Source organism: Marinobacterium sp. xm-g-59 (assembly GCF_013283315.1).
GTDB lineage: Bacteria > Pseudomonadota > Gammaproteobacteria > Pseudomonadales > Balneatricaceae > Marinobacterium_E.
This window is the reverse complement of record NZ_WBYR01000002.1, coordinates 335,511-356,894: the sequence shown is the minus strand read 5'-3', so window position 1 is coordinate 356,894 and position 21,384 is coordinate 335,511. Positions and strand designations below refer to the sequence as shown.

33 protein-coding genes and 1 riboswitch are annotated in these 21,384 nt (G+C 47.0%); of the genes, 28 read left to right on the top strand and 5 right to left on the bottom strand.

What is annotated here, in order from left to right; genetic code table 11:
- Positions 1 to 4: 4 nt before the first annotated feature.
- The 24 genes from rplB (at position 5) to rplQ (ending at position 11,781) form a co-directional block, all read left to right on the top strand.
- Complete coding sequence (gene rplB / locus XMG59_RS04230; RefSeq protein ID WP_173480311.1) at positions 5 to 832, top strand: 50S ribosomal protein L2; 828 nt, start codon at positions 5 to 7, stop codon at positions 830 to 832.
- A 12-nt stretch (positions 833 to 844) separates the two neighbouring features.
- A complete protein-coding gene (gene rpsS, locus XMG59_RS04225; protein WP_173480312.1) occupies positions 845 to 1,120 on the top strand; it encodes a 30S ribosomal protein S19 in 276 nt (91 codons plus the stop codon).
- 12 nt (positions 1,121 to 1,132) lie between these two features.
- A complete protein-coding gene (rplV, locus tag XMG59_RS04220; RefSeq protein WP_173480313.1) occupies positions 1,133 to 1,462 on the top strand; it encodes a 50S ribosomal protein L22 in 330 nt (109 codons plus the stop codon).
- Positions 1,463 to 1,487: 25 nt separating this feature from the next.
- Positions 1,488 to 2,168 carry a 30S ribosomal protein S3 gene (rpsC, locus tag XMG59_RS04215; RefSeq protein WP_173480314.1) on the top strand — a complete coding sequence of 227 codons (681 nt, stop codon included), beginning with the start codon at positions 1,488 to 1,490 and terminating at the stop codon, positions 2,166 to 2,168.
- Positions 2,169 to 2,179: 11 nt separating this feature from the next.
- Complete coding sequence (gene rplP / locus XMG59_RS04210; RefSeq protein ID WP_173480315.1) at positions 2,180 to 2,593, top strand: 50S ribosomal protein L16; 414 nt, start codon at positions 2,180 to 2,182, stop codon at positions 2,591 to 2,593.
- Entirely contained in the window at positions 2,593 to 2,784 is a 192-nt protein-coding gene (gene rpmC / locus XMG59_RS04205) for a 50S ribosomal protein L29 (RefSeq protein ID WP_173480316.1), read from the top strand. The genes rplP and rpmC overlap by 1 nt, the downstream gene beginning before the upstream one ends.
- Entirely contained in the window at positions 2,785 to 3,048 is a 264-nt protein-coding gene (gene rpsQ, locus XMG59_RS04200; RefSeq protein ID WP_173480317.1) for a 30S ribosomal protein S17, read from the top strand.
- An 84-nt stretch (positions 3,049 to 3,132) separates the two neighbouring features.
- On the top strand, positions 3,133 to 3,501 hold the full coding sequence (gene rplN / locus XMG59_RS04195) for a 50S ribosomal protein L14 (protein WP_173480318.1): 369 nt from the start codon (positions 3,133 to 3,135) through the stop codon (positions 3,499 to 3,501).
- A 100-nt stretch (positions 3,502 to 3,601) separates the two neighbouring features.
- Entirely contained in the window at positions 3,602 to 3,916 is a 315-nt protein-coding gene (gene rplX / locus XMG59_RS04190; protein WP_173480319.1) for a 50S ribosomal protein L24, read from the top strand.
- Between the two features lie 14 nt (positions 3,917 to 3,930).
- Positions 3,931 to 4,470: a 50S ribosomal protein L5 gene (gene rplE / locus XMG59_RS04185; RefSeq protein ID WP_173480320.1), complete on the top strand. Its 540-nt coding sequence runs from the start codon at positions 3,931 to 3,933 to the stop codon at positions 4,468 to 4,470.
- A 14-nt stretch (positions 4,471 to 4,484) separates the two neighbouring features.
- Entirely contained in the window at positions 4,485 to 4,790 is a 306-nt protein-coding gene (gene rpsN, locus XMG59_RS04180) for a 30S ribosomal protein S14 (protein WP_173480321.1), read from the top strand.
- Between the two features lie 94 nt (positions 4,791 to 4,884).
- On the top strand, positions 4,885 to 5,277 hold the full coding sequence (gene rpsH / locus XMG59_RS04175) for a 30S ribosomal protein S8 (RefSeq protein ID WP_173480322.1): 393 nt from the start codon (positions 4,885 to 4,887) through the stop codon (positions 5,275 to 5,277).
- A gap of 11 nt (positions 5,278 to 5,288) precedes the next feature.
- On the top strand, positions 5,289 to 5,822 hold the full coding sequence (gene rplF / locus XMG59_RS04170; protein WP_173480323.1) for a 50S ribosomal protein L6: 534 nt from the start codon (positions 5,289 to 5,291) through the stop codon (positions 5,820 to 5,822).
- Positions 5,823 to 5,831: 9 nt separating this feature from the next.
- On the top strand, positions 5,832 to 6,182 hold the full coding sequence (gene rplR / locus XMG59_RS04165; RefSeq protein WP_173480324.1) for a 50S ribosomal protein L18: 351 nt from the start codon (positions 5,832 to 5,834) through the stop codon (positions 6,180 to 6,182).
- Between the two features lie 11 nt (positions 6,183 to 6,193).
- The gene (rpsE, locus tag XMG59_RS04160) at positions 6,194 to 6,697 is read left to right on the top strand and encodes a 30S ribosomal protein S5 (protein WP_173480325.1); all 504 of its coding nucleotides are present in this window, start codon (positions 6,194 to 6,196) and stop codon (positions 6,695 to 6,697) included.
- 3 nt (positions 6,698 to 6,700) lie between these two features.
- Positions 6,701 to 6,880: a 50S ribosomal protein L30 gene (gene rpmD / locus XMG59_RS04155; protein ID WP_173480326.1), complete on the top strand. Its 180-nt coding sequence runs from the start codon at positions 6,701 to 6,703 to the stop codon at positions 6,878 to 6,880.
- A gap of 16 nt (positions 6,881 to 6,896) precedes the next feature.
- A complete protein-coding gene (gene rplO / locus XMG59_RS04150) occupies positions 6,897 to 7,331 on the top strand; it encodes a 50S ribosomal protein L15 (protein ID WP_173480327.1) in 435 nt (144 codons plus the stop codon).
- On the top strand, positions 7,331 to 8,656 hold the full coding sequence (secY, locus tag XMG59_RS04145; RefSeq protein WP_173480328.1) for a preprotein translocase subunit SecY: 1,326 nt from the start codon (positions 7,331 to 7,333) through the stop codon (positions 8,654 to 8,656). The genes rplO and secY overlap by 1 nt, the downstream gene beginning before the upstream one ends.
- A 16-nt stretch (positions 8,657 to 8,672) precedes the next feature.
- On the top strand, positions 8,673 to 8,789 hold the full coding sequence (gene rpmJ, locus XMG59_RS04140; RefSeq protein ID WP_007021200.1) for a 50S ribosomal protein L36: 117 nt from the start codon (positions 8,673 to 8,675) through the stop codon (positions 8,787 to 8,789).
- Between the two features lie 144 nt (positions 8,790 to 8,933).
- Complete coding sequence (gene rpsM, locus XMG59_RS04135; protein WP_173480329.1) at positions 8,934 to 9,290, top strand: 30S ribosomal protein S13; 357 nt, start codon at positions 8,934 to 8,936, stop codon at positions 9,288 to 9,290.
- A 19-nt stretch (positions 9,291 to 9,309) separates the two neighbouring features.
- Positions 9,310 to 9,699, top strand: coding sequence for a 30S ribosomal protein S11 (rpsK, locus tag XMG59_RS04130; protein ID WP_173480330.1), 390 nt, complete (start codon positions 9,310 to 9,312; stop codon positions 9,697 to 9,699).
- A 20-nt stretch (positions 9,700 to 9,719) separates the two neighbouring features.
- A complete protein-coding gene (gene rpsD / locus XMG59_RS04125; protein WP_173480331.1) occupies positions 9,720 to 10,340 on the top strand; it encodes a 30S ribosomal protein S4 in 621 nt (206 codons plus the stop codon).
- A gap of 22 nt (positions 10,341 to 10,362) precedes the next feature.
- A complete protein-coding gene (gene rpoA, locus XMG59_RS04120; protein WP_173480332.1) occupies positions 10,363 to 11,367 on the top strand; it encodes a DNA-directed RNA polymerase subunit alpha in 1,005 nt (334 codons plus the stop codon).
- A gap of 33 nt (positions 11,368 to 11,400) precedes the next feature.
- The gene (rplQ, locus tag XMG59_RS04115) at positions 11,401 to 11,781 is read left to right on the top strand and encodes a 50S ribosomal protein L17 (protein WP_173480333.1); all 381 of its coding nucleotides are present in this window, start codon (positions 11,401 to 11,403) and stop codon (positions 11,779 to 11,781) included.
- Positions 11,782 to 12,036: 255 nt separating this feature from the next.
- Here the strand turns inward: rplQ and XMG59_RS04110 are convergent, their stop codons facing one another.
- The 4 genes from XMG59_RS04110 to XMG59_RS04095 are packed head-to-tail and all read right to left on the bottom strand — an operon-like array spanning position 12,037 to position 16,125.
- Positions 12,037 to 13,329, bottom strand: a complete 1,293-nt coding sequence (locus XMG59_RS04110; protein WP_173494768.1) for a TRAP transporter large permease — start codon at positions 13,327 to 13,329, stop codon at positions 12,037 to 12,039.
- Positions 13,326 to 13,811 carry a TRAP transporter small permease gene (locus XMG59_RS04105; protein ID WP_173482919.1) on the bottom strand — a complete coding sequence of 162 codons (486 nt, stop codon included), beginning with the start codon at positions 13,809 to 13,811 and terminating at the stop codon, positions 13,326 to 13,328. The genes XMG59_RS04110 and XMG59_RS04105 overlap by 4 nt, the downstream gene beginning before the upstream one ends.
- Before the next feature lie 52 nt (positions 13,812 to 13,863).
- Complete coding sequence (locus XMG59_RS04100; protein ID WP_173498265.1) at positions 13,864 to 14,895, bottom strand: TRAP transporter substrate-binding protein; 1,032 nt, start codon at positions 14,893 to 14,895, stop codon at positions 13,864 to 13,866.
- A gap of 21 nt (positions 14,896 to 14,916) precedes the next feature.
- A complete protein-coding gene (locus XMG59_RS04095; RefSeq protein ID WP_254443093.1) occupies positions 14,917 to 16,125 on the bottom strand; it encodes a M20 aminoacylase family protein in 1,209 nt (402 codons plus the stop codon).
- Positions 16,126 to 16,223: 98 nt separating this feature from the next.
- On the opposite strand from XMG59_RS04095, the gene XMG59_RS04090 reads away from it, so the two are divergent.
- From XMG59_RS04090 to XMG59_RS04075, 4 genes are all read left to right on the top strand, one after another.
- Complete coding sequence (locus XMG59_RS04090) at positions 16,224 to 17,150, top strand: LysR family transcriptional regulator (protein WP_173498264.1); 927 nt, start codon at positions 16,224 to 16,226, stop codon at positions 17,148 to 17,150.
- Between the two features lie 72 nt (positions 17,151 to 17,222).
- Entirely contained in the window at positions 17,223 to 17,888 is a 666-nt protein-coding gene (locus tag XMG59_RS04085) for a nitroreductase (RefSeq protein ID WP_173482994.1), read from the top strand.
- 369 nt (positions 17,889 to 18,257) lie between these two features.
- Positions 18,258 to 18,353, top strand: a riboswitch (glycine riboswitch).
- Between the two features lie 168 nt (positions 18,354 to 18,521).
- Positions 18,522 to 19,763: a D-amino acid dehydrogenase gene (locus tag XMG59_RS04080; RefSeq protein ID WP_173498263.1), complete on the top strand. Its 1,242-nt coding sequence runs from the start codon at positions 18,522 to 18,524 to the stop codon at positions 19,761 to 19,763.
- A 76-nt stretch (positions 19,764 to 19,839) separates the two neighbouring features.
- On the top strand, positions 19,840 to 20,271 hold the full coding sequence (locus XMG59_RS04075; protein ID WP_173498262.1) for a heme-binding protein: 432 nt from the start codon (positions 19,840 to 19,842) through the stop codon (positions 20,269 to 20,271).
- An 83-nt stretch (positions 20,272 to 20,354) separates the two neighbouring features.
- Here XMG59_RS04075 and XMG59_RS04070 read toward each other — a convergent pair whose 3' ends face one another.
- A complete protein-coding gene (locus XMG59_RS04070) occupies positions 20,355 to 21,362 on the bottom strand; it encodes a TRAP transporter substrate-binding protein (RefSeq protein WP_173498261.1) in 1,008 nt (335 codons plus the stop codon).
- Between the last annotated feature and the right edge of the window lie 22 nt (positions 21,363 to 21,384).

The window sequence follows — 21,384 nt, the reverse complement described above, 5'->3', positions numbered from 1 at the left end:
AGAAATGGCAACTGTTAAAGCTAAGCCAACCTCTGCAGGACGTCGTCACGTCGTTTCTGTTAAAGGCCAAAACCTTCACAAAGGTAAGCCTTTTGCAGCGTTGGTTGAAAAGAAATCTAAGTCTGGTGGTCGTAACCACAATGGTCGCATCACTACGCGTCACATTGGTGGTGGTCACAAGCAGGCTTACCGTGTAATCGACTTCCGTCGCAACAAAGATGGCATTCCTGCTGTCGTTGAGCGTCTGGAATATGATCCAAACCGTTCTGCGAACATCGCTCTGTTGAAGTACGCAGATGGTGAGCGTCGCTACATCATCGCTCCTAAGGGCGTTGAAGCAGGTGCTGCTCTGATGTCTGGCGAACAGGCTGACTTTAAACCAGGTAACTGTATGCCTTTGCGCAACGTACCTGTAGGTTCGACTGTTCACTGTGTTGAATTGAAGCCTGGTAAGGGTGCACAGATGGCTCGCTCTGCGGGTACTTCAGCTCAGCTAGTTGCTCGTGAAGGTCAGTACGCGACTCTACGTCTACGTTCTGGCGAAATGCGCAAAGTGTTGTCTGAGTGTCGTGCGACTCTTGGTGAAGTAGGTAATGGTGAACATAGCCTACGTCGCTTGGGTAAAGCTGGTGCTACGCGCTGGCGTGGTGTTCGTCCTACCGTCCGCGGTGTGGCGATGAACCCAGTCGATCACCCACACGGTGGTGGTGAAGGTCGTACATCAGGTGGTCGTCACCCAGTGACTCCATGGGGTGTTCCGACTAAGGGCCACAAGACCCGTAAGAACAAGCGTACTGATAAGCTTATCGTACGTCGTCGTCAGGCTAAGTAAGAGGAATCAGCTGTGCCACGTTCACTTAAGAAAGGTCCATTTATCGACCTTCACTTGTTGAAAAAGGTAGAAGCTGCAATCGAGAACAGCGATCGTAAGCCAATTAAAACTTGGTCTCGCCGTTCTACAATCTTTCCGAACTTTGTCGGTTTGACGATTGCGGTACATAACGGCCGTCAGCATGTCCCAGTATTCATTACTGAAGATATGGTCGGTCATAAGCTGGGTGAGTTTGCAGTGACTCGTGCCTTTAAAGGCCACGTTGCAGACAAGAAGGCTAAGAAGTAATAGGAGTTGATGATGGAAGCTATTGCAAAGCATAACGGCGCCCGCATCTCCGCTCAGAAAGCTCGTCTGGTTGCTGACCAGATCCGCGGCAAATCTGTTGGCGAAGCTCTGAATATTTTGGCGTTCAGCACCAAGAAAGGTGCACACCTGGTTAAGAAAGTGCTTGAGTCTGCTATTGCTAACGCAGAGCACAATGAAGGTGCTGACATTGACGAACTTCGCGTTGCGACTATCTTCGTTGATGAAGGCATGACCATGAAACGTATCCGTCCGCGTGCTAAGGGACGAGCTGATCGTATTTTGAAACGCTCGTGTCATATCACTGTTAAGGTCGCAGACTAAGAGCTGAGTACTAGGAGATTTAATCATGGGTCAAAAAGTTAACCCAACCGGTATTCGACTTGGTGTCGTAAAAGACCATACTTCTGTGTGGTATGCGGACAAAGCCGATTACGCGAAGAAGCTGTTGAATGACCTTGAAGTACGTAAGTACCTTGAGAAGCAGCTAGAAAAAGCATCTGTAAGCCGTATCGAAATCGAGCGTCCTGCACAGAATGCGAAAATCACCATCCACACGGCGCGTCCAGGCATCGTGATTGGTAAAAAAGGTGAAGACGTAGAAGTTCTACGTTCAACTGTTTCTAAGATGATGGGTGTGCCAGTTCACATCAACATCGAAGAGATTCGCAAGCCAGATATGGATGCGAAGCTAGTTGCGCAGAACATTGCAGGTCAGCTAGAGCGTCGTGTTATGTTCCGTCGTGCTATGAAGCGCGCCGTACAGAACACAATGCGTGCTGGTGCAAAAGGTATCAAGATCTCTCTTGCAGGCCGTCTAGGTGGTGCTGAGATCGCGCGTACTGAGTGGTACCGTGAAGGTCGTGTACCTCTACACACTCTACGTGCAGATATCGACTACGCTACATACGAAGCCCACACTACTTACGGTGTGATCGGCATCAAAACTTGGATCTTCAAAGGTGAAGTTCTTGGTGGTATCGAACAGGTACGCGCTGAGAAAAATGCACCTGCGAAGAAAGCGAAGTGAGGTAGCGGAACATGTTGCAACCTAAGCGTCTAAAATTCCGTAAGGTAATGAAAGGCCGCAACCGCGGTTTGGCTCAACGCGGCAGCAGCGTTAGCTTTGGTGAATTCGCACTGAAATCGACCGAACGTGGTCGCATCACAGCGCGTCAGATCGAAGCAGCTCGTCGTACCATGACTCGTCACGTAAAACGTGGTGGTAAAATCTGGATCCGTGTCTTCCCAGACAAGCCGATCACAGGTAAGCCACTAGAAGTACGTATGGGTAAAGGTAAGGGTAACGTTGAGTACTGGGTCGCTCAGATCCAACCAGGTAAAGTGCTGTTTGAAATGGCAGGCGTACCTGAACAACTCGCGAAAGAAGCCTTTGAACTAGCGGCAGCTAAGCTTCCGCTTTCAACAACTGTAGTTAAACGGACGGTGATGTAATGAAAGCTACTGAACTACGTGATCAATCCGTAGAAGAGCTTCAGCAAACATTGCTGACTCTCCTAAAGGATCAGTTTAACTTGCGTATGCAAAAGGCTACTGGCCAGTTGGCACAGACTCACATGTTGGGTCAGGTTCGTCGCGACATCGCTCGCGTTAAGACAGTACTTAACCAAAAAGCAGGTGACTAAATGAGCGCTGAAAAACGTACTCGTACCGTTACTGGTAAAGTTATCAGTGACAAGATGGATAAGACCATCACTGTGTTGGTTGAGCGCAAGGAAAAGCACCCGATCTACGGTAAATTCATGAAGCGTTCAACTAAGTTGCACGCACACGATGAGAAGAATGAATGCCAAGCGGGTGACCTAGTGACAATCGCGGAAAGTCGCCCTCTGTCTAAGACTAAGTCTTGGTCATTGGTACGCATTGAAGAACGTGGAGCAAAGGTGTAAACTATTGCACCTTTGCTTCACTAGCCGCCTTATTCGACGGTCGATTGAGGGTCGAATGAGGCACTAGAGATTGTGGAGTAAACCATGATTCAAACTGAAACGATGCTTGATGTCGCTGATAACAGCGGCGCTAAGCGAGTGCAGTGTATTAAAGTACTAGGCGGTTCACACCGTCGTTACGCTAACGTTGGCGATGTTATCAAGGTATCGGTTAAAGAAGCGATTCCTCGTGGCAAAGTTAAAAAAGGCCAAGTACTTAAAGCTGTCGTAGTACGTACCCGTAAAGGTGTTCGTCGTCCCGATGGTTCATTGATCCGTTTTGATGTTAACTCAGCGGTTCTTTTGAACGCGAACGACGCTCCAATCGGAACTCGTATCTTCGGCCCAGTAACGCGTGAGCTTCGCTCTGAGAAGTTCATGAAGATCATTTCCCTGGCGCCTGAAGTGCTATAAAACCTCGAAAAATTCGAAGTTTTTAAGGAAAACGTCAAGCTCTAACGAGTTTGGCGTTTTTCAGCATGAGGAAGGTAGTAGGAAACGAAGGTAAATTAAAATGCGCAAGATTAAACGTGACGACGAAGTCATCGTTATCGCAGGTAAAGACAAAGGTAAGCGTGGCAAAGTTTCTCGCGTACTTGAAAACGATCGTTTGATCGTGTCTGGCATCAACATGGTGAAAAAACACCAGAAGCCAAACCCTATGCTTCAGCAACCAGGTGGCATCATTGAGAAGGAAGCGGCTATCGCGACTTCTAACGTTGCTATCTTTAACGCTGCGACTGGTAAAGGCGACCGTGTAGGCTTCAAGACTCTTGAAGACGGCACTAAAGTTCGCTTCTACAAATCAACTGGCGAAATCGTTGAGTAAGAGGAGTAGAACAGATGTCTAGATTGAAAGCGCTTTACGAGACTCAGATCAAACAGAGTCTTAAAGAAGAATTGAATTCGCCAAACGTAATGGCTGTTCCACGTGTTTCTAAAATCACTCTTAACATGGGTGTTGGTGAAGCACTGGCAGACAAGAAGCTTCTAGAGAATGCAGTAAATGATATGACTGCAATCGCTGGTCAGAAGCCTGTTGTTACGTTGGCTCGTAAATCTGTAGCGGGCTTTAAAGTTCGTGAAGGTTGGCCAATCGGTTGTAAGGTTACTCTACGCGGCGAGCGTATGTGGGAATTCCTAGACCGTCTAGTTGACGTTGCGGTTCCACGTATCCGTGACTTCCGTGGTCTTAACCCTAAGTCATTTGACGGCCGTGGTAACTACAGCATGGGTGTTAAAGAGCAGATCATCTTCCCAGAGATCGACTACGACAAAGTAGACGCGATCCGTGGTCTTGATATTACTATCACGACAACTGCGAAGACAAACGACGAAGGTCGTGCTCTTTTGACTGCACTGCAGTTCCCGTTCAAGAAATAAGGAAGGGATAAGATATGGCTAAGGTATCTATGTGGGAGCGTGAAGTTAAGCGCGAAAAACTAGCGGCTAAGTTCGCTGAGAAACGCGCTTCTCTGAAAGCTATCATCGCTTCACCAGCTTCTTCTGAAGATGAAGTGTGGGAAGCACAAGTTGCGTTGCAGAAACTGCCACGTGACGCTAGCCCAGTACGTAAACAGCGTCGCTGTCAGGTAACAGGTCGTCCACATGCGGTTTACCGCAAGTTCGGTCTTTGCCGTAACCAGCTACGCGAAGCTGCAATGCGCGGCGACGTACCAGGCCTTAAGAAAGCTAGCTGGTAATCCACCGGTTAGTTAACGGTAAGCGTAGTGGTCAGGGCCACGTCAGTGATGACGGGGCTACCGCACTACGCTGCACAAGAGAGGAAGTAAAAGCATGAGCATGCAAGACACGCTCGCGGATATGTTCACACGCATCCGCAACGGTCACATGGCTGAGAAAGTTGCTGTTGCTATGCCATCTTCAAAGCAGAAAGTTGCTATCGCAGCGGTTCTTCAAGAAGAAGGTTACATCAACGGTTACTCAGTTGAAGGTGACGTTAAGCCTGTGCTGTCTATCGAACTGAAATACTTCGAAGGCAAGCCAGTTATCGAAGAGATCAAGCGAGTATCTAAGCCATCTCTACGTATCTACAAATCTGCATCTGATCTTCCAAAAGTATCAGATGGCCTAGGTTGCGCAATCGTTTCTACTAGCAAAGGTGTAATGACCGATCGCGCTGCGCGCGCTGCTGGTATCGGCGGTGAAGTGATCTGCACAGTATTCTAAGGGGATTTACGATGTCACGTATCGCTAAAGCGCCTGTTGCTGTGCCTGCTGGTGTAGAGATCTCAATCTCTGGCCAGACGATCAGCGCTAAAGGCAAAAATGGTCAGCTATCACACGAAGTACACCCATCAGTTACTGTTGAACAGGCTGAAGGTGCATTGAACTTCGGTACTCGTGACGGTGCTAAACAATCTGTTGCACTGGCTGGCACAACTCGTTCTATCGTTAACAACATGGTTACTGGTGTTAGCGAAGGCTTCAAAAAAGAGCTAACACTGATCGGTGTTGGTTACCGTGCTGCGGTTTCTGGAAGCACTCTAAACCTGACTCTGGGTTTCTCACACCCAGTAGAGTACGCACTGCCTGAAGGTATCAAGGCAGAAGTACCTAACCAAACGACTGTTGTCATCTCTGGTGCCGACAAACAAGTTGTAGGCCAGGTTGCTGCTGAAGTTCGTGGTTTCCGCCCACCTGAGCCATACAAAGGTAAAGGTGTTCGTTACAGCGACGAATTTGTTCGCCGTAAAGAAGCTAAGAAGAAGTAAGGCAGGGTTATGAACGTTAAAAAAGAATCTCGTTTACGTCGTGCTCGTCGTTCACGCGCTAAAATGCGTGAGATCGGTACTGCACGTCTGTGTGTTAACCGCACACCGCGCCATATCTACGCGCAAATCGTAACTGCAGATGGCGCTACAGTTCTTGCTGCAGCTTCTACAGTTGAAAAAGATATGCGTGAAAGCGCAACTGGTAACATCGAAGCGGCTAAAAAGGTCGGTACTCTGATCGCTAGCCGTGCAAAAGAAGCAGGTGTTAGCCAGGTAGCGTTTGACCGCTCTGGTTTTAAATACCACGGTCGTGTAGCTGCTCTAGCAGACGCTGCACGTGAAGGCGGTTTGGAATTCTAAAGGTTTCTATTATGGCAAATCACGAACAGAAAGACGGTGAACTGCAAGAGAAGCTTGTTCAGGTAAACCGTGTAGCCAAAGTAGTTAAGGGTGGTCGTATCTTCGGCTTTACAGCTCTTACTGTAGTTGGTGACGGCAATGGCCGTGTTGGTTTTGGTCGCGGTAAAGCGCGCGAAGTACCTGTTGCAATTCAAAAGGCAATGGAACAAGCACGTCGTAACATGGTGAGCGTTTCTCTAAACGGTCACACGTTGCAGTACCCAATCAAAGCACGTCACGGTGCTTCAATGGTCTACATGCAGCCTGCATCTGAAGGTACTGGTGTTATCGCCGGTGGCGCGATGCGTGCAGTTCTTGAACTGGCTGGTGTAGAAAACGTATTGGCTAAGTGCTACGGCTCAACTAACCCAGTGAACGTTGTTCGCGCGACTGTTAAAGGTCTTGCGTCTATGGCGTCTCCTGAAGATGTTGCAGCTAAGCGCGGTAAGTCAGTCGAAGAGATCCTGGGGAACTAATCGATGGCTAATACAGTTAAAATCACTTTGGTACGCAGCCCAATCGGTATCATTCCGAAGCATAAAGCTACCCTAACAGGTCTTGGTCTACGTCGCATGAACCACACTGTTGAGTTGGAAGACACTCCTGCAGTTCGTGGCATGATTAACAAAGTCAACTACATGCTTCGTGTAGAAGACTAATAGAGGAGTCACCCAAATGCGTTTGAATACTCTTCGCCCGGGTGCCGGTTCTAAGCACGCTCCTAAGCGTGTTGGACGTGGTATCGGCTCCGGCCTAGGTAAGACTGGTGGTCGTGGTCACAAGGGTCTTAAATCTCGCTCAGGCGGTAGTGTTAAGCCAGGTTTTGAAGGCGGTCAAATGCCTTTGCAGCGTCGTCTGCCAAAATTTGGTTTCACATCTCGCCAAGCGCGTTACGTAGCTGAAATTCGTCTAAACGAATTGGCTGCTTGCGGTGTTGACGTAGTTGACCTCGCAGCGCTTAAACAGGCTGACATTATCCGTGAAGAGATCACCTCTGCACGTGTAATTCTGTCTGGTGAAATTACTAAAGCAGTTACCGTTAAAGGTCTTAAAGTGACTAAAGGCGCTCTAGCTGCAATCGAAGCTGCCGGTGGTAAGGTAGAAGCGTAATGGCAACTAAAGGACAAGTACCAGCAGGAAATGCAAGCGGACTAGGTGAGCTTTGGGCTCGTCTACGTTACGTTGCGATTGCGATCATTGTGTATCGTATTGGCGCGCATATTCCAGTTCCGGGTATTAACCCAGATCGTCTTGCTGCTCTGTTTGATCAGAACCAGGGTACGATCCTAAGCCTATTCAACATGTTCTCGGGTGGTGCACTCGAGCGCATGTCGATCCTGGCTCTAGGTATCATGCCGTACATCTCTGCATCGATTATCATGCAGTTGATGACAGCGGTTAGCCCTCAGCTTGAACAGTTGAAGAAAGAGGGTGAAGCTGGTCGCCGTAAGATCAACCAATACACACGCTACGGTACAGTTGCACTAGCAACTGTTCAGGGTTTGGGTATGACTGTTGGTCTAGCTAATCAGGGTGTGGCATTTAGCACAGCGTTTAACTTCTACTTTGTAGCTGTTATTACACTGGTCGCTGGTGCAGTATTCCTAATGTGGCTTGGTGAGCAGATCACTGAACGTGGTATCGGTAACGGTATCTCGATTCTGATCTTTGCTGGTATCGTAGCGGGTCTTCCTGGTGCGATCGGTCAGTCCTTTGAATCGGCTCGTCAGGGTGATCTTAACATCCTGGCGCTGCTAGCAATTGCTGTGTTAGCGGTTGCGACGGTTGGTTTTGTCGTGTTCATGGAACGCGCACAACGTCGTATTACTATTAACTACGCAAAACGCCAGCAGGGTAACCGCGTTTACGCGGGCCAAACTAGCCACTTGCCTTTGAAGGTCAACATGGCGGGTGTTATCCCACCGATCTTCGCAAGCTCTATTCTGCTATTCCCTGCATCTCTAGGCCAATGGTTTGGTCAGAGTGAGGGTATGGATTGGCTTCAGGATGTTGCATTGGCTCTAGGCCCAGGCCAGCCGCTGTACATTCTGTTGTTCTCGGCAGCAATTATATTTTTCTGTTACTTCTACACGGCGATTATGTTTAATCCTCGTGAAGTGGCAGATAACCTGAAGAAATCGGGTGCTTTCATCCCAGGTATTCGTCCAGGTGAACAGTCTGCTCGTTACATCGACTCAGTATTGAGCCGCCTTACTCTGTTTGGTGCTCTTTACATCACTGCGGTATCTCTGATGCCACAGGCGATGGTAGTTGCATGGAACGTACCTTTCTACTTCGGTGGTACTTCGTTACTGATCGTCGTAGTCGTGGTAATGGACTTCATGGCACAAGTGCAATCGCACCTTATGTCACACCAGTATGAATCATTGATGAAGAAGTCGAATCTAAAGGGTGGCGCAGGTCTACTGCGTTAAACCATTGAGGTGAATTATGAAAGTACGCGCATCTGTTAAGAAAATTTGCCGTAACTGTAAGATCGTACGTCGTAACGGTTCCGTTCGCGTGATCTGTAAGGTTGAACCTCGTCACAAGCAGCGTCAGGGTTAATCCTAAGCTGTAAACGAGGCGGAAGGGCGCATGGGTTGATTTAATAATAATCAACCCGTATAATTGCGCGCCTTCCACGAACTGAATGTAATTTCGTACCCAGTTCTTGCTGGAAGCGAATAATTAACTAATGGAGTACATTGAATGGCCCGTATAGCTGGCGTCAATATTCCTGACAACAAGCACGCGGTAATTTCACTGACTTACATTTATGGAGTCGGCCGCACAACTGCACAGCAGATTTGTGACACAGTAGGTATCGATCCAACGACTAAAGTTGGCGATCTTTCTGAAGAGCTACTCGACAATGTTCGTGGTGAAGTTACTAAGTTGACTGTTGAAGGCGACCTTCGTCGTGAAGTCAACATGAATATTAAGCGTCTTATGGACCTTGGTTGTTTCCGTGGTATCCGTCACCGTCGTAATCTACCGGTGCGCGGACAGCGTTCTAAAACTAACGCACGTACCCGTAAGGGCCCACGTAAACCGATCCGTAAGTAAGCGATAGGAATTACTAACTATGGCTAAGCCGAGTAATCGCACACGTAAAAAAGTTAAAAAGCAAGTTGCGGATGGCCTTGCGCACATCCACGCTTCTTTTAACAACACCATTATTACTATTACCGATCGTCAAGGTAATGCTCTTTCTTGGGCAACTTCTGGAGGCTCTGGCTTCCGTGGTTCTCGTAAGAGCACGCCGTTCGCTGCACAGGTTGCTGCTGAACGTGCTGGTCAAGCTGCACTAGAGTACGGCTTGAAAAACCTAGACGTGTTTGTGAAGGGTCCTGGACCAGGTCGTGAGTCTGCAGTGCGCGCACTGAACGCTTGTGGCTACAAAATCGCAAACATCACGGATGTGACACCTATTCCACACAATGGTTGTCGCCCTCCGAAGAAACGTCGCGTTTAATCTGGAGACGGTAAGTAATTATGGCTCGTTATATTGGACCTAAGTGCAAGTTGTCTCGCCGCGAAGGCACTGATCTCTTTCTTAAGAGCGGTGTTCGCGCACTAGACAGCAAGTGCAAGGCTGAAACTGTACCTGGCGTACACGGCGCTCGTCGCGGTCGTTTGTCAGACTACGGTCTACAGCTTCGTGAAAAACAGAAAGTTCGTCGTATCTACGGCGTACTAGAAAAGCAATTCCGCGGCTACTACAAAGAAGCAGCACGTCGTAAAGGCGCTACAGGTGAAAACCTTCTGCAACTTCTTGAAAGCCGTTTGGATAACGTTGTATTCCGCATGGGTTACGGCTCTACACGTGCTGAAGCACGTCAGATCGTTTCTCACCGCTCAATCACTGTTAACGGTGAAGTAGTAAACGTTGCTTCTTACCAAGTAGCAGCGGGCGATGTGGTTGCAGTACGTGAAAAAGCTAAAAACCAACTACGTATTAAAGCGGCGTTGGAACTGGCTGCACAGCGTGCACCGGTAGAGTGGGTTGAAGTTGACTCTGCAAAAATGGAAGGCACTTTTAAAGCCATGCCAGAACGCGCAGAACTACCAGCTGAGATCAACGAACAGTTGATCGTCGAACTTTACTCTAAGTAATTTTTAATTAAACGGTGGAACTATGCAGAGTTCAGTAAATGAGTTTCTAAGCCCACGTCACATCGACGTACAGGAGATTAGCAAGACTCGCGCTAAGGTTACATTGGAACCTCTAGAGCGTGGCTTCGGTCACACCTTGGGTAATGCGCTGCGCCGTATCCTTCTATCTTCTATGCCAGGTTGTGCAATTACAGAAGTAGAAATCGACGGTGTTCTGCATGAGTACAGCAGCATCGAAGGTGTTCAGGAAGATGTCATTGAGATCCTCCTGAACCTTAAAGGTGTTGCGATCATCATGCACAACGGCGACGAAGCGGTGCTGACAATCAACAAGTCGGGTCCTGGTGCAGTTACAGCTGCAGATATCCAGCTAAACCAAGACGTTGAAATCGCTAATCCGGAACACGTGATTGCTACGCTAACTAGCGCTGGCAGTCTGAACATGCGCCTAACTGTTTCCCGCGGTCGCGGCTACGTACCTGCTGATGCTCGTACTAGTGAAGACGATGAGACACGTGCTATTGGCCGTCTGCAGCTAGACGCTAGCTACAGCCCAGTACTACGTGTTTCTTACGCAGTTGAAGCTGCGCGTGTTGAACAGCGTACAGACCTAGACAAACTGGTTATCGATATTGAGTCTAACGGCACAATCGATCCAGAAGAGTGCATCCGTCGTGCAGCAACGATTCTGCAGCAACAGCTAGCAGTATTTGTTGACCTTGAAGATGCAAGCGAACAAGCGAAGTCTGAGCCAGCAGAGCCAGAGATCGATCCAGTACTTCTTCGTCCTGTTGATGATCTTGAGCTAACTGTGCGTTCCGCGAACTGTTTGAAGGCTGAGCAGATCTACTACATCGGTGACCTAATTCAGCGTACCGAAGTTGAACTGCTAAAAACTCCGAACTTGGGTAAAAAGTCACTTACAGAGATCAAAGACGTTCTTGCGTCTAAAGGTCTGTCGCTAGGTATGCGTCTTGAGAACTGGCCACCAGCTTCTCTTAAAGGCGACGACAAAGTGGCTTCTTAAGTCGACTTAGCTAAGTTTTAAAGGATAGATAAGATGCGTCATCGTAAATCTGGTCGTCATTTGAATCGTACCAGCTCACACCGCAAAGCGATGTTCAAGAACATGGCAGTTTCTTTGATCGAGCACGAATTGATCAAAACAACTCTGCCAAAAGCTAAAGAACTTCGTTCTGTTGTTGAGCCACTAATCACATTGGCGAAAAACGACTCTGTTGCTAACCGTCGTCTGGCTTTTGCCCGTACACGTAGCGATGCAGCAGTAGGTAAACTATTCAACGAACTGGGTCAGCGTTACGCTACTCGCCCAGGCGGCTATGTTCGTATCCTTAAGTGCGGTTTCCGTGCTGGTGATTCGGCTCCAATGGCTTACGTAGAACTAGTTGATCGTCCAGTTGCTGAGTCTTCTGAAGACTAAGCACTGTGTTGATCCATAAAAAACCCGGCTTGTGCCGGGTTTTTTGTTTCTAGCGTTACCTTCCACTTGTTTTGTTTTTAAATAGCGTCTGTCCATGCATTATGGTTGATTGAACGCTGTCTTATATATGTCCAGTTCATTAAGTTTTACCTGCGCTTATGTAGGCTTAAATTCATTACAACTGCAAATAAAAAGGGCGCTTTACGGTTACCAATCGTAAAGCGCCCTTTGTGATTTTAGTGACCTAATAGTGGATCATCGCATCATTTCTACTAATCCCAGTGATAGGCTTGGTACTGCTATTAATAGAATTAGCCTTAGTAAATCGACACCAATAAAAGGAACTAGCCCTTTGAAAATCGATGCAAATGATACATTGGGCAGTGTCGCCTTAAGAACGAATACGTTCATGCCAATCGGTGGGGTAATTAGGGCTATTTCAGTAACGACCACGACAATAATGCCGAACCAAATAAGATCGAATCCATTAGCGAGTACGATTGGGACGAATAGAGGTACACAGATCAAAATAATGGCCAGTGAATCCATTACACATCCTAACAGTAGGAATATGATCATGATCAGAGCGATCAATTCATAATTACTCAGACCTGAAGCCTCTACTGCACTCAATATACCTTCGGCTAGCCCTGAGAAAGATACAAATTTTGCGAACAGCATAGCGCCAAATAGGACAGAGTAGAGCATGACGGAGGTAAAAGATGCATCTAAGAAGATGTTTTTTAACTTCGCCCAGGTCATCCGTTTTTGCCAAACAGCTATGATTAAGGCAAATCCTGCCCCCATGCCAGCTGCTTCTGTAGCTGTGAATACCTTCGCGTAGATGCCTCCAAATATCAGAATAAACAGCATAAAGAATGGCCACACTCCTTTTAAGGATTCAACCTTCTCTTTAGCGTCTGATCGATCGCCTCGTGGTGCATGTTCTGGCTTGAAGAGTGCTACGACGTATATTGCTAACATATAAAATGCTAGTCCTAATAATCCCGGCACAACACCGGCTATGAACAGTTCCCCAATGTTTGTCTGTGTCAGAATGCCATAGATCATTAGAATAATTGATGGCGGTATAAGAATACCCAGAGTGCCACCAGCTGCTATTGACGCAGATGCCAGAGAATCCGAATATCCGTATTTTTTCATACTGGGGTAGGCGACTTTTGACATGGTAGCGGCCGTTGCAAGACTCGATCCGCATACAGCGCTAAATCCGGCACAGGTCACCATCGTAGAGAGGGCTAGTCCACCTCTAATGTGTCCTAGATAAGCATTGGCTGCTCTGAATAAATCCGCCGCTATTCCCGTTTTAGATAGGATGTTACCCATCAATATAAACAGGGGTACCACGGCTAGATCGTATGAAAATACAGCGTCTGATATGGTCATGGAGAGCATAGTGATCGACGTCGAATAGCCATAATCCCAAGCAATACCAAAGAAACTAACGGTTAGAAGAGAGAAGGCCAAAGGCACTCTTAAAAATGCCAGTACTAGCACTAGCCCTAGGCAGATTAAACCAAGAGTCATATTGGTTCCTCGGATGTGATATCTGAATGGTGTCTAGCCGGTAATAGACTTGCTAAACCTGCTGTAAATGAGCCGAAAGCAAATAGGTAGTACATGTAACTGCGTGGAATTAGAAGCTCATGACTCACTTCGTGAATCTCAGTTGCATCCAAGGCCGCAATGACAAATTGATAACCAATCAAACCTAATGCAGCTGCTACAAGGCAGCGAATTAAGAAGTGCCACCAGTTCAGACTATCCTTCATTAGGAATCCATCTAATAGGTCGACGCAGAGATGACCTCTCGCTGCAGTGAGTAGAGGCAAACCGGTGAATACAATAACAGCCATAAAGTGTTCGGTTAAATCGTGTGCACCGTAAATGGGAGTATTAAATAGACGACGGCCTAATACATCTGCAAAGGTGAGAGCCACCATTAGGAATAGTGAGATCATTAAGATGATCTCAATGGTTTTGAAGGTCTTATCTATAATAGGCTTCATTTTCTTCCGCCTCTATAAAGCAAGGGGCTATCTAACAGACAGCCCCTTTTTGTTATTTATTAGCGTGAGCGTTGTAACGTTCTTTATGGTAGTTGACAATTTCCATTGGATTGTCGATACCAAAGTTACTAGCATCAGAGGCCCACTCATTGATGATTTTCTCGCGAGCTTCTGTAATTAAGGCCATCAGTTCTGGAGATGGTTCGCTGAAGCTGTGCTCACCAGAGGCGCGCATTTTTTCTTCTGCTGCTTTTGATTGAGCGTCAAATGTCCCACCCCATAGTTTAGCAAATGCGGCACCTGAAACAGTTTCGATCGCTTCTTTATCAGCTTTAGAAAGCTTATTCCATCTTTTCTCATTCATAGCCAAGAAGAACGAAGCATCATAGAAACCTTCTGGGATCTTAGTATGGTGGGTTAAAACGCCATCCAGACGGAAGTTAACAACTGATTCCATAGGGTGTAGTGATGCATCAATGACACCACCATTCAACATTTCGTAGGCTTTAGTAGCCGGGGCAGCGACAGGTATCGCACCCACTGTTTCAATCAGAACTTTTTGAATAGGTCCGCCCATGCGAACCTTTTGATTTGCGAGGTCTGCCGGTGTAACTATGTCTTTAGAACCATGGTTGATGACTCCAGGACCGAGTGTCCCTACACCAAGGACCTTAACCCCGTCGAACGCTGTATTAGCCTCTAGATGAGTTTTGTAGGTATCCCATAAAGCAAGCGATGAAGCTTCAGCTGAGTCACCAATAAAAGGCACTTCCGAGAACCAAACTGCTTTGAAACGTTCTGGCTCGTATGTCCAGTTTCCCCAAGTGATGTCAGCGACCCCTTTGCGAGCTAGCTCCCAATGCTGTGGTGGACTACCAACTGCTTTTGGCAGCATGCGGACAGTCACTCGGCCCTCAGTTGCTTCGCTAACATCTTCAGCCCAGTCTTTCAAAATTACACTAACAAAGTGAGCTGGTGGAACCCAATTTGACATTGTGAGTGTTTCAGCTTGAGCGTTGAAGGATAGAGATCCAATCATTGTGGCCGCTGTTAGCGTGCCCATAATATTTGTTTTTATAGTCATTATTTGATCCTCAATAAAGGTCTATTTTATGGATGTTTCGCAGAAAAACTGCTCTATTAGGTCTACCCACATTTGAGTACCCACAGATAAAGCATCATCATTGAAATCATAGTGCGGGTTGTGTACGCTGCACGGCCCCACGCGTTTGCCATCGGTATGGCCGTTATCACCATTACCAATTAAGAAGTAACAGCCAGGAACGCTGTTTAACATGTAAGCAAAGTCTTCACTTCCAGTCAGAGGGGCTGCTTGTGAATCCACGAGCTCTTCACCGAATGCTCGCTCGGCTACTGTTCTAACAACCTCTGCATATTGAGCGCTGTTTTGCAGCACAGGGTAGCCGTATTGATAGCTGATTTGTGCGTTACAGTCATAAGCGGCTGCTTGATTATCGACCAGTTGTCTTATGCGCCTTTCAAGCGTGTCACGTACTTCTGGTTGCAGTGCGCGAACACTTAATTCAAGCTCGGCTCTCTCTGGAATAACGTTGTAGCTTTGGCCGGCTGTAATTTTTCCAACACTAATAACGCCTGTGTGAATTGGATCGGTATTGCGGCCAATAATTGTTTGCAGACCAAGTACGGTGGCAGATAACGGTAGTGTTGGGTCGATCGACATTTGCGGGAGTCCGCCGTGGCCGCCTTTTCCTGTAAAGGTAATCTTCACAAGATCTGATGAGCACATGAAGGGACCACTTCGGAATTCGACACGACCAACAGGAACGCCAGGGTAATTATGGAGTGCAAAGATGGCATCGCATGGGAATTGTTCGAACAAGCCCTCATTGATCATGCGTTGTGCACCACCTCCACCACCAACCTCTTCTGCTGGCTGAAAGATAAGGTTGAGTGTGCCATTAAACGAACTTGTATCCGCTTCGGATATCGATTTCGCAGCCCCTAACAAAATAGAGGTATGCCCATCATGCCCACAGGCGTGCATCTTGCCTCTATTTTTGCTCTGGTAGGGTAGACCCGTCATCTCTTGGATCGGTAGCGCATCCATATCGGCTCTTAGGCCTATTTTAGGACCACTGCCATCACCAAATACCTTTTGAGCAACCACTCCTGTTTCTGCAATGCCTGTGGTGACTTGATAGTTCCATGATGTTAGGAGTTGTTGTACCAATTGGCTCGTATCGTTCTCCTCAAAACCTAATTCTGGATTTGAGTGAATACTGTGGCGCCAACTCTTCATGAGGTTGATCTGTGTATCGGTGATTTTTTTCATATCAGTACTTCTTGTAATTTCCAAACAGATTAAAACGAGTATATGATCTCAGCTATATGACTTTTTTGGCTATGTGATCATTTTTTGGTGTCACTAATATGAAGCAGCAACAAATACGTGCATTGGTTGCGATTGCGGATATGGGATCTATTCGCAGTGCAGCTGTTGAGCTCAACACCAGTCAGAGTGCTTTGACTAGGGCGATGCGTGAGCTTGAAGAGAGTCTAGGTGTGGAACTTTTGCAGCGCAGTTATCGGGGAGTTACTTTCACCCCTGCAGGTGAAGCGCTTTTAAAGCGGGCAAGATTAATTGTTGCGACCATCGAAAGAGCCAAGGATGAGGTTCAGCAGATCGGTGGTGGACGAGGCGCTAAGGTCTCAATTGGCGTCACTCCTGTTGTTGCTGCAACGATCTTAGCGGATATCTACAAAGGGTTTCACTCTCGCATGCCAGAAGCAAAGTTGGTTCTGACAGAGGGCTTGTTGACGACAATTGTTCCAGGATTGATTGAAGGGGCCCTGGATTTTGGTATTGCACTTGCATCCAAAGAGTCCATACCGTCTGAGTTAGTGTTCGAACCCTTATGCAACGTTAAAACAGTGGTTGCTGGAAGGGCTGGACATCCTCTTGCACACTCTAATGACTGGTGTGAGCTACTGGATGCCTCTTGGGTTCTTAATATGTCACTAGGTAGTAGTTCAAACTCCTTACTCCAATGGTTAGAAGAGGAGGGTTTGCCAAGGCCAAAAGAGGTTGTTCAGTGTACCTCTCCGCAAGTGATGCTGGAGATGATGCGAAGAACCGACTTAATAGGTTATGCGCCTGGGAGATACATCACTGATTGCTTTTCTGGAGCAGGGGTAGAGCCCTTCTCTGTTGATAAATTGCCTCCAGAAAATCAGTTGGGTATCGTCAAAGTAAGGGGTGTTCCGTTAACCCCTGCAGCACAGTATCTTCAGACTATGGCTCAAAGGTTGTTAGGCAGTGACTTTTCAAAAGAGTTAAGCGATCCTAATATTGTGTAAAGATCTAGTTAGATACATTTTATTTTAATCACCTCTTCTTAGATGAAGTTGGATTCAATGTTGAGAACAATTATGTCCGTTGAAAAAGCACTGCTTAACAGAAAAACCGTTAGGGCCTTTAAACCTGATCCTGTTCCGAAAGCGTTAATCGAAGAGCTGGTTGAGATTGCCAATCGCGCACCATCCAACGGGAATTTACAACCTTGGCGTGTTATTGCTCTGAGTGGAGAGTCGCTGGAGGTTTTAAAAACCAAGGCTGTGCAGAAACTTCAGCAAGATGGTTTTGAACAACCAGAGTACCAAGTCTATGTTTCACCTATGCCAGAACCCTATAGATCTCACCGTTTCGCTGTAGGAGAAGCCCTCTACAAGACGATTGGTGTGGCGCGTGAGGATAAAGCTGGACGACAGGCTCAGTTTGCAAAGAATGCCGAACTATTTGGCGCTCCTTTGGGTCTATTCTTTTATATAGATCGCCGTCTTGGACCTGGGCAGTGGATGGATTTGGGGATGTACATTCAGAGTCTTATGTTGTTGTTGGAAGAGAGAGGGTTGAGTAGTTGTGCTCAAGGTTATTGGAGCTTTTTGCACGAGACGGTCACTTCAGTTACTGAAGCGAGTACTGAGTGGATGTTAGCCTGCGGTTTAGCTGTTGGATACGAAGATAAAGAGGCGTTTATTAATAGTTTAGAGTCTAGTCGTCAGCCATTAGGTGAATTCTTCCATCTCAAAGAGTAGTGAGCCAGTTGTCATAATAGAGCTGCAGTAGCTTATCTTTTAGCTATATCGTGGTTAGACTTATTTTAACTAGATGATCTAAAATTGATGTCATCCCTTTGCATCTGTTTTTTTAATATTTCTTAAAAGTAGGTTACCAATAATAGTCCTTACACTAAGGTGTATCTAATGACTAAACGGGCTGGATATCCAATAAAATAAAGGGCTCAGGCTCTTTATTCCTATTTTTAATTCAAAAAATTAACTCCTATAAATTTCCTTTCGTTAATAAATCCGTGGATGACTCCCCTCAAAAACAGTGTTCCATAAATTGTCTGGAAAATTGGTATAGGGTTGTTCTTTACAAAACGATGAGATAGTTTGATCTCAATGGATCGTCCGGGAGAGAGTATTTTATAGCGCATAAAATACCGCCGAAGGAGCACGTGCCCCGCAAACTCTCAGGCAAAAGGACCGGCGATCTTTAAAACATCCGAAGAGTGATCTGCGCACTTTCAGATCCACCGAAGGAGCAAGCGCAGTCGTCAAAGGGGCGGCGAGCGTGAATCTCTCAGGTACCATGACGGAGAGGGCAGTCGGACATAAATGCAGTTCTGCTTATCAATTATTGTCCGCAAAAAAGAGTGCAATCCTATGCAAAATATTGCTGTTTTAGGTGCCGGTATCACCGGTATTACGACTGCCGCTAAATTACACGAACAGGGTTTCAACGTTACGGTTATTGATCGTCAACGCTACGCTGCAATGGACACTAGCTTTGCCAATGGGGGGCAACTGTCCGCTTCGAATGCAGAGGTGTGGAATACTTGGTCAACGATTCTGAAGGGTCTTAAATGGATGCTTCAGTCTGATGCTCCCTTGCTTGTGAACCCTAAACCCTCTTGGCACAAGATCAGTTGGATGCTCGAATTTATGGGTAACATTCCCAACTACGAGCGAAATACAATTGCAACGACAGAGCTTGCGATAGCCTCTCGAGCGCACATGCATGCCCTTGCAGATCGGTGGGGGGTGGAATATGACTCATCAGACTGCGGTATTTTACATTTCTACTCTGACAAAAAAGACTTTGAACATGCTCGGCGTGTAAACAAACTATTGGCTAAAGGTGGCTTAGAACGTTTCGAGTTATCACCCTCAGAGATCATCGAAAAAGAACCACAACTTCATGGTGACTTTGTCGGCGGTTTTTGGACGCCTAGCGATTTTACCGGCGACATCCATAAGTATGCTTTTGGTTTGGCGGAGGCTATTCGTAAGGACGGCGTTAATTTTTTGATGGAGACCGAGCTGGTTGACGTTAAAACTGAGCAAGATGTCGTAAGGCTGAAAGATGCCAATGGCAGCGAGCTGGAGTTCGATGGCATCGTTGTTTGCTTGGGGGTTGGCAGCCGAGCGCTCGCCGCTAAGTTAGGCGATCGCATCAACATCTATCCAGTTAAAGGCTACTCGATTACCGTCAATTTGCGTGATGAGCAGAGCCAGCAGAGTGCGCCTATCCGTTCCCTTCTTGATGATAAAGCGAAGATAGTGACAAGTCGCTTGGGTGTTGATCGCTTCCGTATCGCTGGCACAGCTGAGTTTAATGGCTACAACCGAGATATTCGAGCAGACCGCATCAAACCGCTCGTTGATTGGTGTCAACATCACTTTCCTGGAGTGTCGACCGAAAGTGTGGTGCCTTGGGCAGGTCTTCGTCCAATGATGCCAAATATGATGCCTAAAGTAGGCGTTGGACGCCGTCAAAATGTCTTCTACAACACAGGGCATGGCCATCTAGGTTGGACGCTCAGTGCTGCAACCGCTGATATCGTGACGGCCGCTGTTGTCGAGGCCCGAGAAGGTAATGAGCACTTTAAAAAGCTTGCGCTTTAATCCTAACTTTTAAGCTATGAAACCCCTTTGTTAACAAGGGGTTCATAGTCAAAACCAAATTCAATTGGAGAAATTTATGTTAAATATTACACGCCTAGATATAGCTGATGCCGGACTTTTAATTGAGGGGGCTCGTGAAAAGGCTCAAGAGATTGGCATTCCAATGTGTATCTCAATTGTAGATGAGTCAGGAAATCTTATCGCTTTTGAACGTATGGATGGTGGCAAGATCACCAGTGTGACCATTTCTCAGGATAAAGCGTTCACTGCGGCTGCCGCTAAAAAAGCGACCCATGATTACAATGCTGTGTGTCAGCCAGGTTCTCTCGTTTTTGGCATACATACCGCGTTGGGTGGTCGTTTATGTGTTGTTGGTGGCGGTTTACCGATCGAACATGATGGCCAAGTCGTTGGGGGTATTGGTTTAAGTTCTGGCACGCCTACACAGGATATGGAGTGTGCACAGGCAGGTATTGATCACTGGCGCTCTAAGACCAAAACGCAATAAGGATTTTAATTGGCTACATTAGAGTAGCGCTTGGCCTAAACAAAAAGGGAAGCCGAAGCTTCCCTTTGATTAGTTAGTAAACATTACTTCTGGTATTTGCGGAACGCTTCTAGAGCGGCTTTTGCATCGACACCGCGATCGGCTACCGATTCCATCCACATTGCGTCAAGACCTTTCATGGTGTTACGCATGTCTGCAGCAAGTTTTTCGTAGCTATCAACCATATGAATGTTGGTACCTACCTCTTTTGCATGCGCCATACCGATCGCATCCATATCCTGCCATGTCTTACCCTGCATTCGAGATAGATTTTCACCTAGAGCTGCACGGATTGCTTCAGCATCTTTTGGATCTAGATCTTCCATGAATTCCTGGTTAGCTACGAAGCTGAATACTATGGTGTACAGTGCTGTTGGGAAGACGGTTAGGTGGTCAGTGACTTCATCCAGTTTAAAGAACTTGTGTTCACCAGCTGGAAGGAAGGTACCATCAACAACACCTTGCTGCAGCTTCTCGTAAGAGCTAGGCGCTGAACCGCCGACAGGGGTCACTTCCAAGCGTGCAGCTAGTTCATTGACCATACCGCCGCCAAGACGGATCTTTTTACCCTTGAGGTCGTCTAAGCTGTTGATACGGAATTTAGAGTGGATAATGCCAGGTGCGTGTACCCACATGCCTAGTAGTTCTAGGCCTTCGTATTCGTTGGCATCAGCAAAATACTCTTGCTGCACCTTCCATAATGCTACAGATGCATCTTCTGCATCCGACATTTCACCTGGGATTTCAGCAACACCGGTTAAAGCAAAGCGACCTGGCGTGTAAGCGTTTACACCCCAAGAGGCATCAATGATGCCATCTTCTACTGACGAGTAGATTGTCTTTGGGTGACCTTGGAAGTTTTCGATAACAACCTTAACGCGGCCTTCAGTTGCCTCTTCAACCATCTTTTTGAACTCTGGCATCGCAACAGAGTTTTGTGGGTGAGTAGGTGGTAGCCAAGTCGCAACACGCATGGTTGTTTCAGCCATTGCGTTCATTGAGATTGCAGCGCCTACCGCTAGGCCGATTGCTTTAAGTTTTAGGTTGGTCATGTTTATTGCTCTCATTTTAAAT

Excerpts from the sequence above, each read along its gene's own strand:
- rplB (WP_173480311.1), top strand. The coding sequence starts at position 5 with ATGGCAACTGTTAAAGCTAAGCCAACCTCTGCAGGACGTCGTCACGTC.
- rplV (WP_173480313.1), top strand. The coding sequence starts at position 1,133 with ATGGAAGCTATTGCAAAGCATAACGGCGCCCGCATCTCCGCTCAGAAA.
- rpsC (WP_173480314.1), top strand. The coding sequence starts at position 1,488 with ATGGGTCAAAAAGTTAACCCAACCGGTATTCGACTTGGTGTCGTAAAA.
- rplP (WP_173480315.1), top strand. The coding sequence starts at position 2,180 with ATGTTGCAACCTAAGCGTCTAAAATTCCGTAAGGTAATGAAAGGCCGC.
- rpmC (WP_173480316.1), top strand. The coding sequence starts at position 2,593 with ATGAAAGCTACTGAACTACGTGATCAATCCGTAGAAGAGCTTCAGCAA.
- rpsQ (WP_173480317.1), top strand. The coding sequence starts at position 2,785 with ATGAGCGCTGAAAAACGTACTCGTACCGTTACTGGTAAAGTTATCAGT.
- rplN (WP_173480318.1), top strand. The coding sequence starts at position 3,133 with ATGATTCAAACTGAAACGATGCTTGATGTCGCTGATAACAGCGGCGCT.
- rplX (WP_173480319.1), top strand. The coding sequence starts at position 3,602 with ATGCGCAAGATTAAACGTGACGACGAAGTCATCGTTATCGCAGGTAAA.
- rplE (WP_173480320.1), top strand. The coding sequence starts at position 3,931 with ATGTCTAGATTGAAAGCGCTTTACGAGACTCAGATCAAACAGAGTCTT.
- rpsN (WP_173480321.1), top strand. The coding sequence starts at position 4,485 with ATGGCTAAGGTATCTATGTGGGAGCGTGAAGTTAAGCGCGAAAAACTA.
- rpsH (WP_173480322.1), top strand. The coding sequence starts at position 4,885 with ATGAGCATGCAAGACACGCTCGCGGATATGTTCACACGCATCCGCAAC.
- rplF (WP_173480323.1), top strand. The coding sequence starts at position 5,289 with ATGTCACGTATCGCTAAAGCGCCTGTTGCTGTGCCTGCTGGTGTAGAG.
- rplR (WP_173480324.1), top strand. The coding sequence starts at position 5,832 with ATGAACGTTAAAAAAGAATCTCGTTTACGTCGTGCTCGTCGTTCACGC.
- rpsE (WP_173480325.1), top strand. The coding sequence starts at position 6,194 with ATGGCAAATCACGAACAGAAAGACGGTGAACTGCAAGAGAAGCTTGTT.
- rpmD (WP_173480326.1), top strand. The coding sequence starts at position 6,701 with ATGGCTAATACAGTTAAAATCACTTTGGTACGCAGCCCAATCGGTATC.
- rplO (WP_173480327.1), top strand. The coding sequence starts at position 6,897 with ATGCGTTTGAATACTCTTCGCCCGGGTGCCGGTTCTAAGCACGCTCCT.
- secY (WP_173480328.1), top strand. The coding sequence starts at position 7,331 with ATGGCAACTAAAGGACAAGTACCAGCAGGAAATGCAAGCGGACTAGGT.
- rpmJ (WP_007021200.1), top strand. The coding sequence starts at position 8,673 with ATGAAAGTACGCGCATCTGTTAAGAAAATTTGCCGTAACTGTAAGATC.
- rpsM (WP_173480329.1), top strand. The coding sequence starts at position 8,934 with ATGGCCCGTATAGCTGGCGTCAATATTCCTGACAACAAGCACGCGGTA.
- rpsK (WP_173480330.1), top strand. The coding sequence starts at position 9,310 with ATGGCTAAGCCGAGTAATCGCACACGTAAAAAAGTTAAAAAGCAAGTT.
- rpsD (WP_173480331.1), top strand. The coding sequence starts at position 9,720 with ATGGCTCGTTATATTGGACCTAAGTGCAAGTTGTCTCGCCGCGAAGGC.
- rpoA (WP_173480332.1), top strand. The coding sequence starts at position 10,363 with ATGCAGAGTTCAGTAAATGAGTTTCTAAGCCCACGTCACATCGACGTA.
- rplQ (WP_173480333.1), top strand. The coding sequence starts at position 11,401 with ATGCGTCATCGTAAATCTGGTCGTCATTTGAATCGTACCAGCTCACAC.
- XMG59_RS04110 (WP_173494768.1), bottom strand. The coding sequence starts at position 13,329 with ATGACTCTTGGTTTAATCTGCCTAGGGCTAGTGCTAGTACTGGCATTT.
- XMG59_RS04105 (WP_173482919.1), bottom strand. The coding sequence starts at position 13,811 with ATGAAGCCTATTATAGATAAGACCTTCAAAACCATTGAGATCATCTTA.
- XMG59_RS04100 (WP_173498265.1), bottom strand. The coding sequence starts at position 14,895 with ATGACTATAAAAACAAATATTATGGGCACGCTAACAGCGGCCACAATG.
- XMG59_RS04095 (WP_254443093.1), bottom strand. The coding sequence starts at position 16,125 with ATGAAAAAAATCACCGATACACAGATCAACCTCATGAAGAGTTGGCGC.
- XMG59_RS04090 (WP_173498264.1), top strand. The coding sequence starts at position 16,224 with ATGAAGCAGCAACAAATACGTGCATTGGTTGCGATTGCGGATATGGGA.
- XMG59_RS04085 (WP_173482994.1), top strand. The coding sequence starts at position 17,223 with ATGTCCGTTGAAAAAGCACTGCTTAACAGAAAAACCGTTAGGGCCTTT.
- XMG59_RS04080 (WP_173498263.1), top strand. The coding sequence starts at position 18,522 with ATGCAAAATATTGCTGTTTTAGGTGCCGGTATCACCGGTATTACGACT.
- XMG59_RS04075 (WP_173498262.1), top strand. The coding sequence starts at position 19,840 with ATGTTAAATATTACACGCCTAGATATAGCTGATGCCGGACTTTTAATT.
- XMG59_RS04070 (WP_173498261.1), bottom strand. The coding sequence starts at position 21,362 with ATGACCAACCTAAAACTTAAAGCAATCGGCCTAGCGGTAGGCGCTGCA.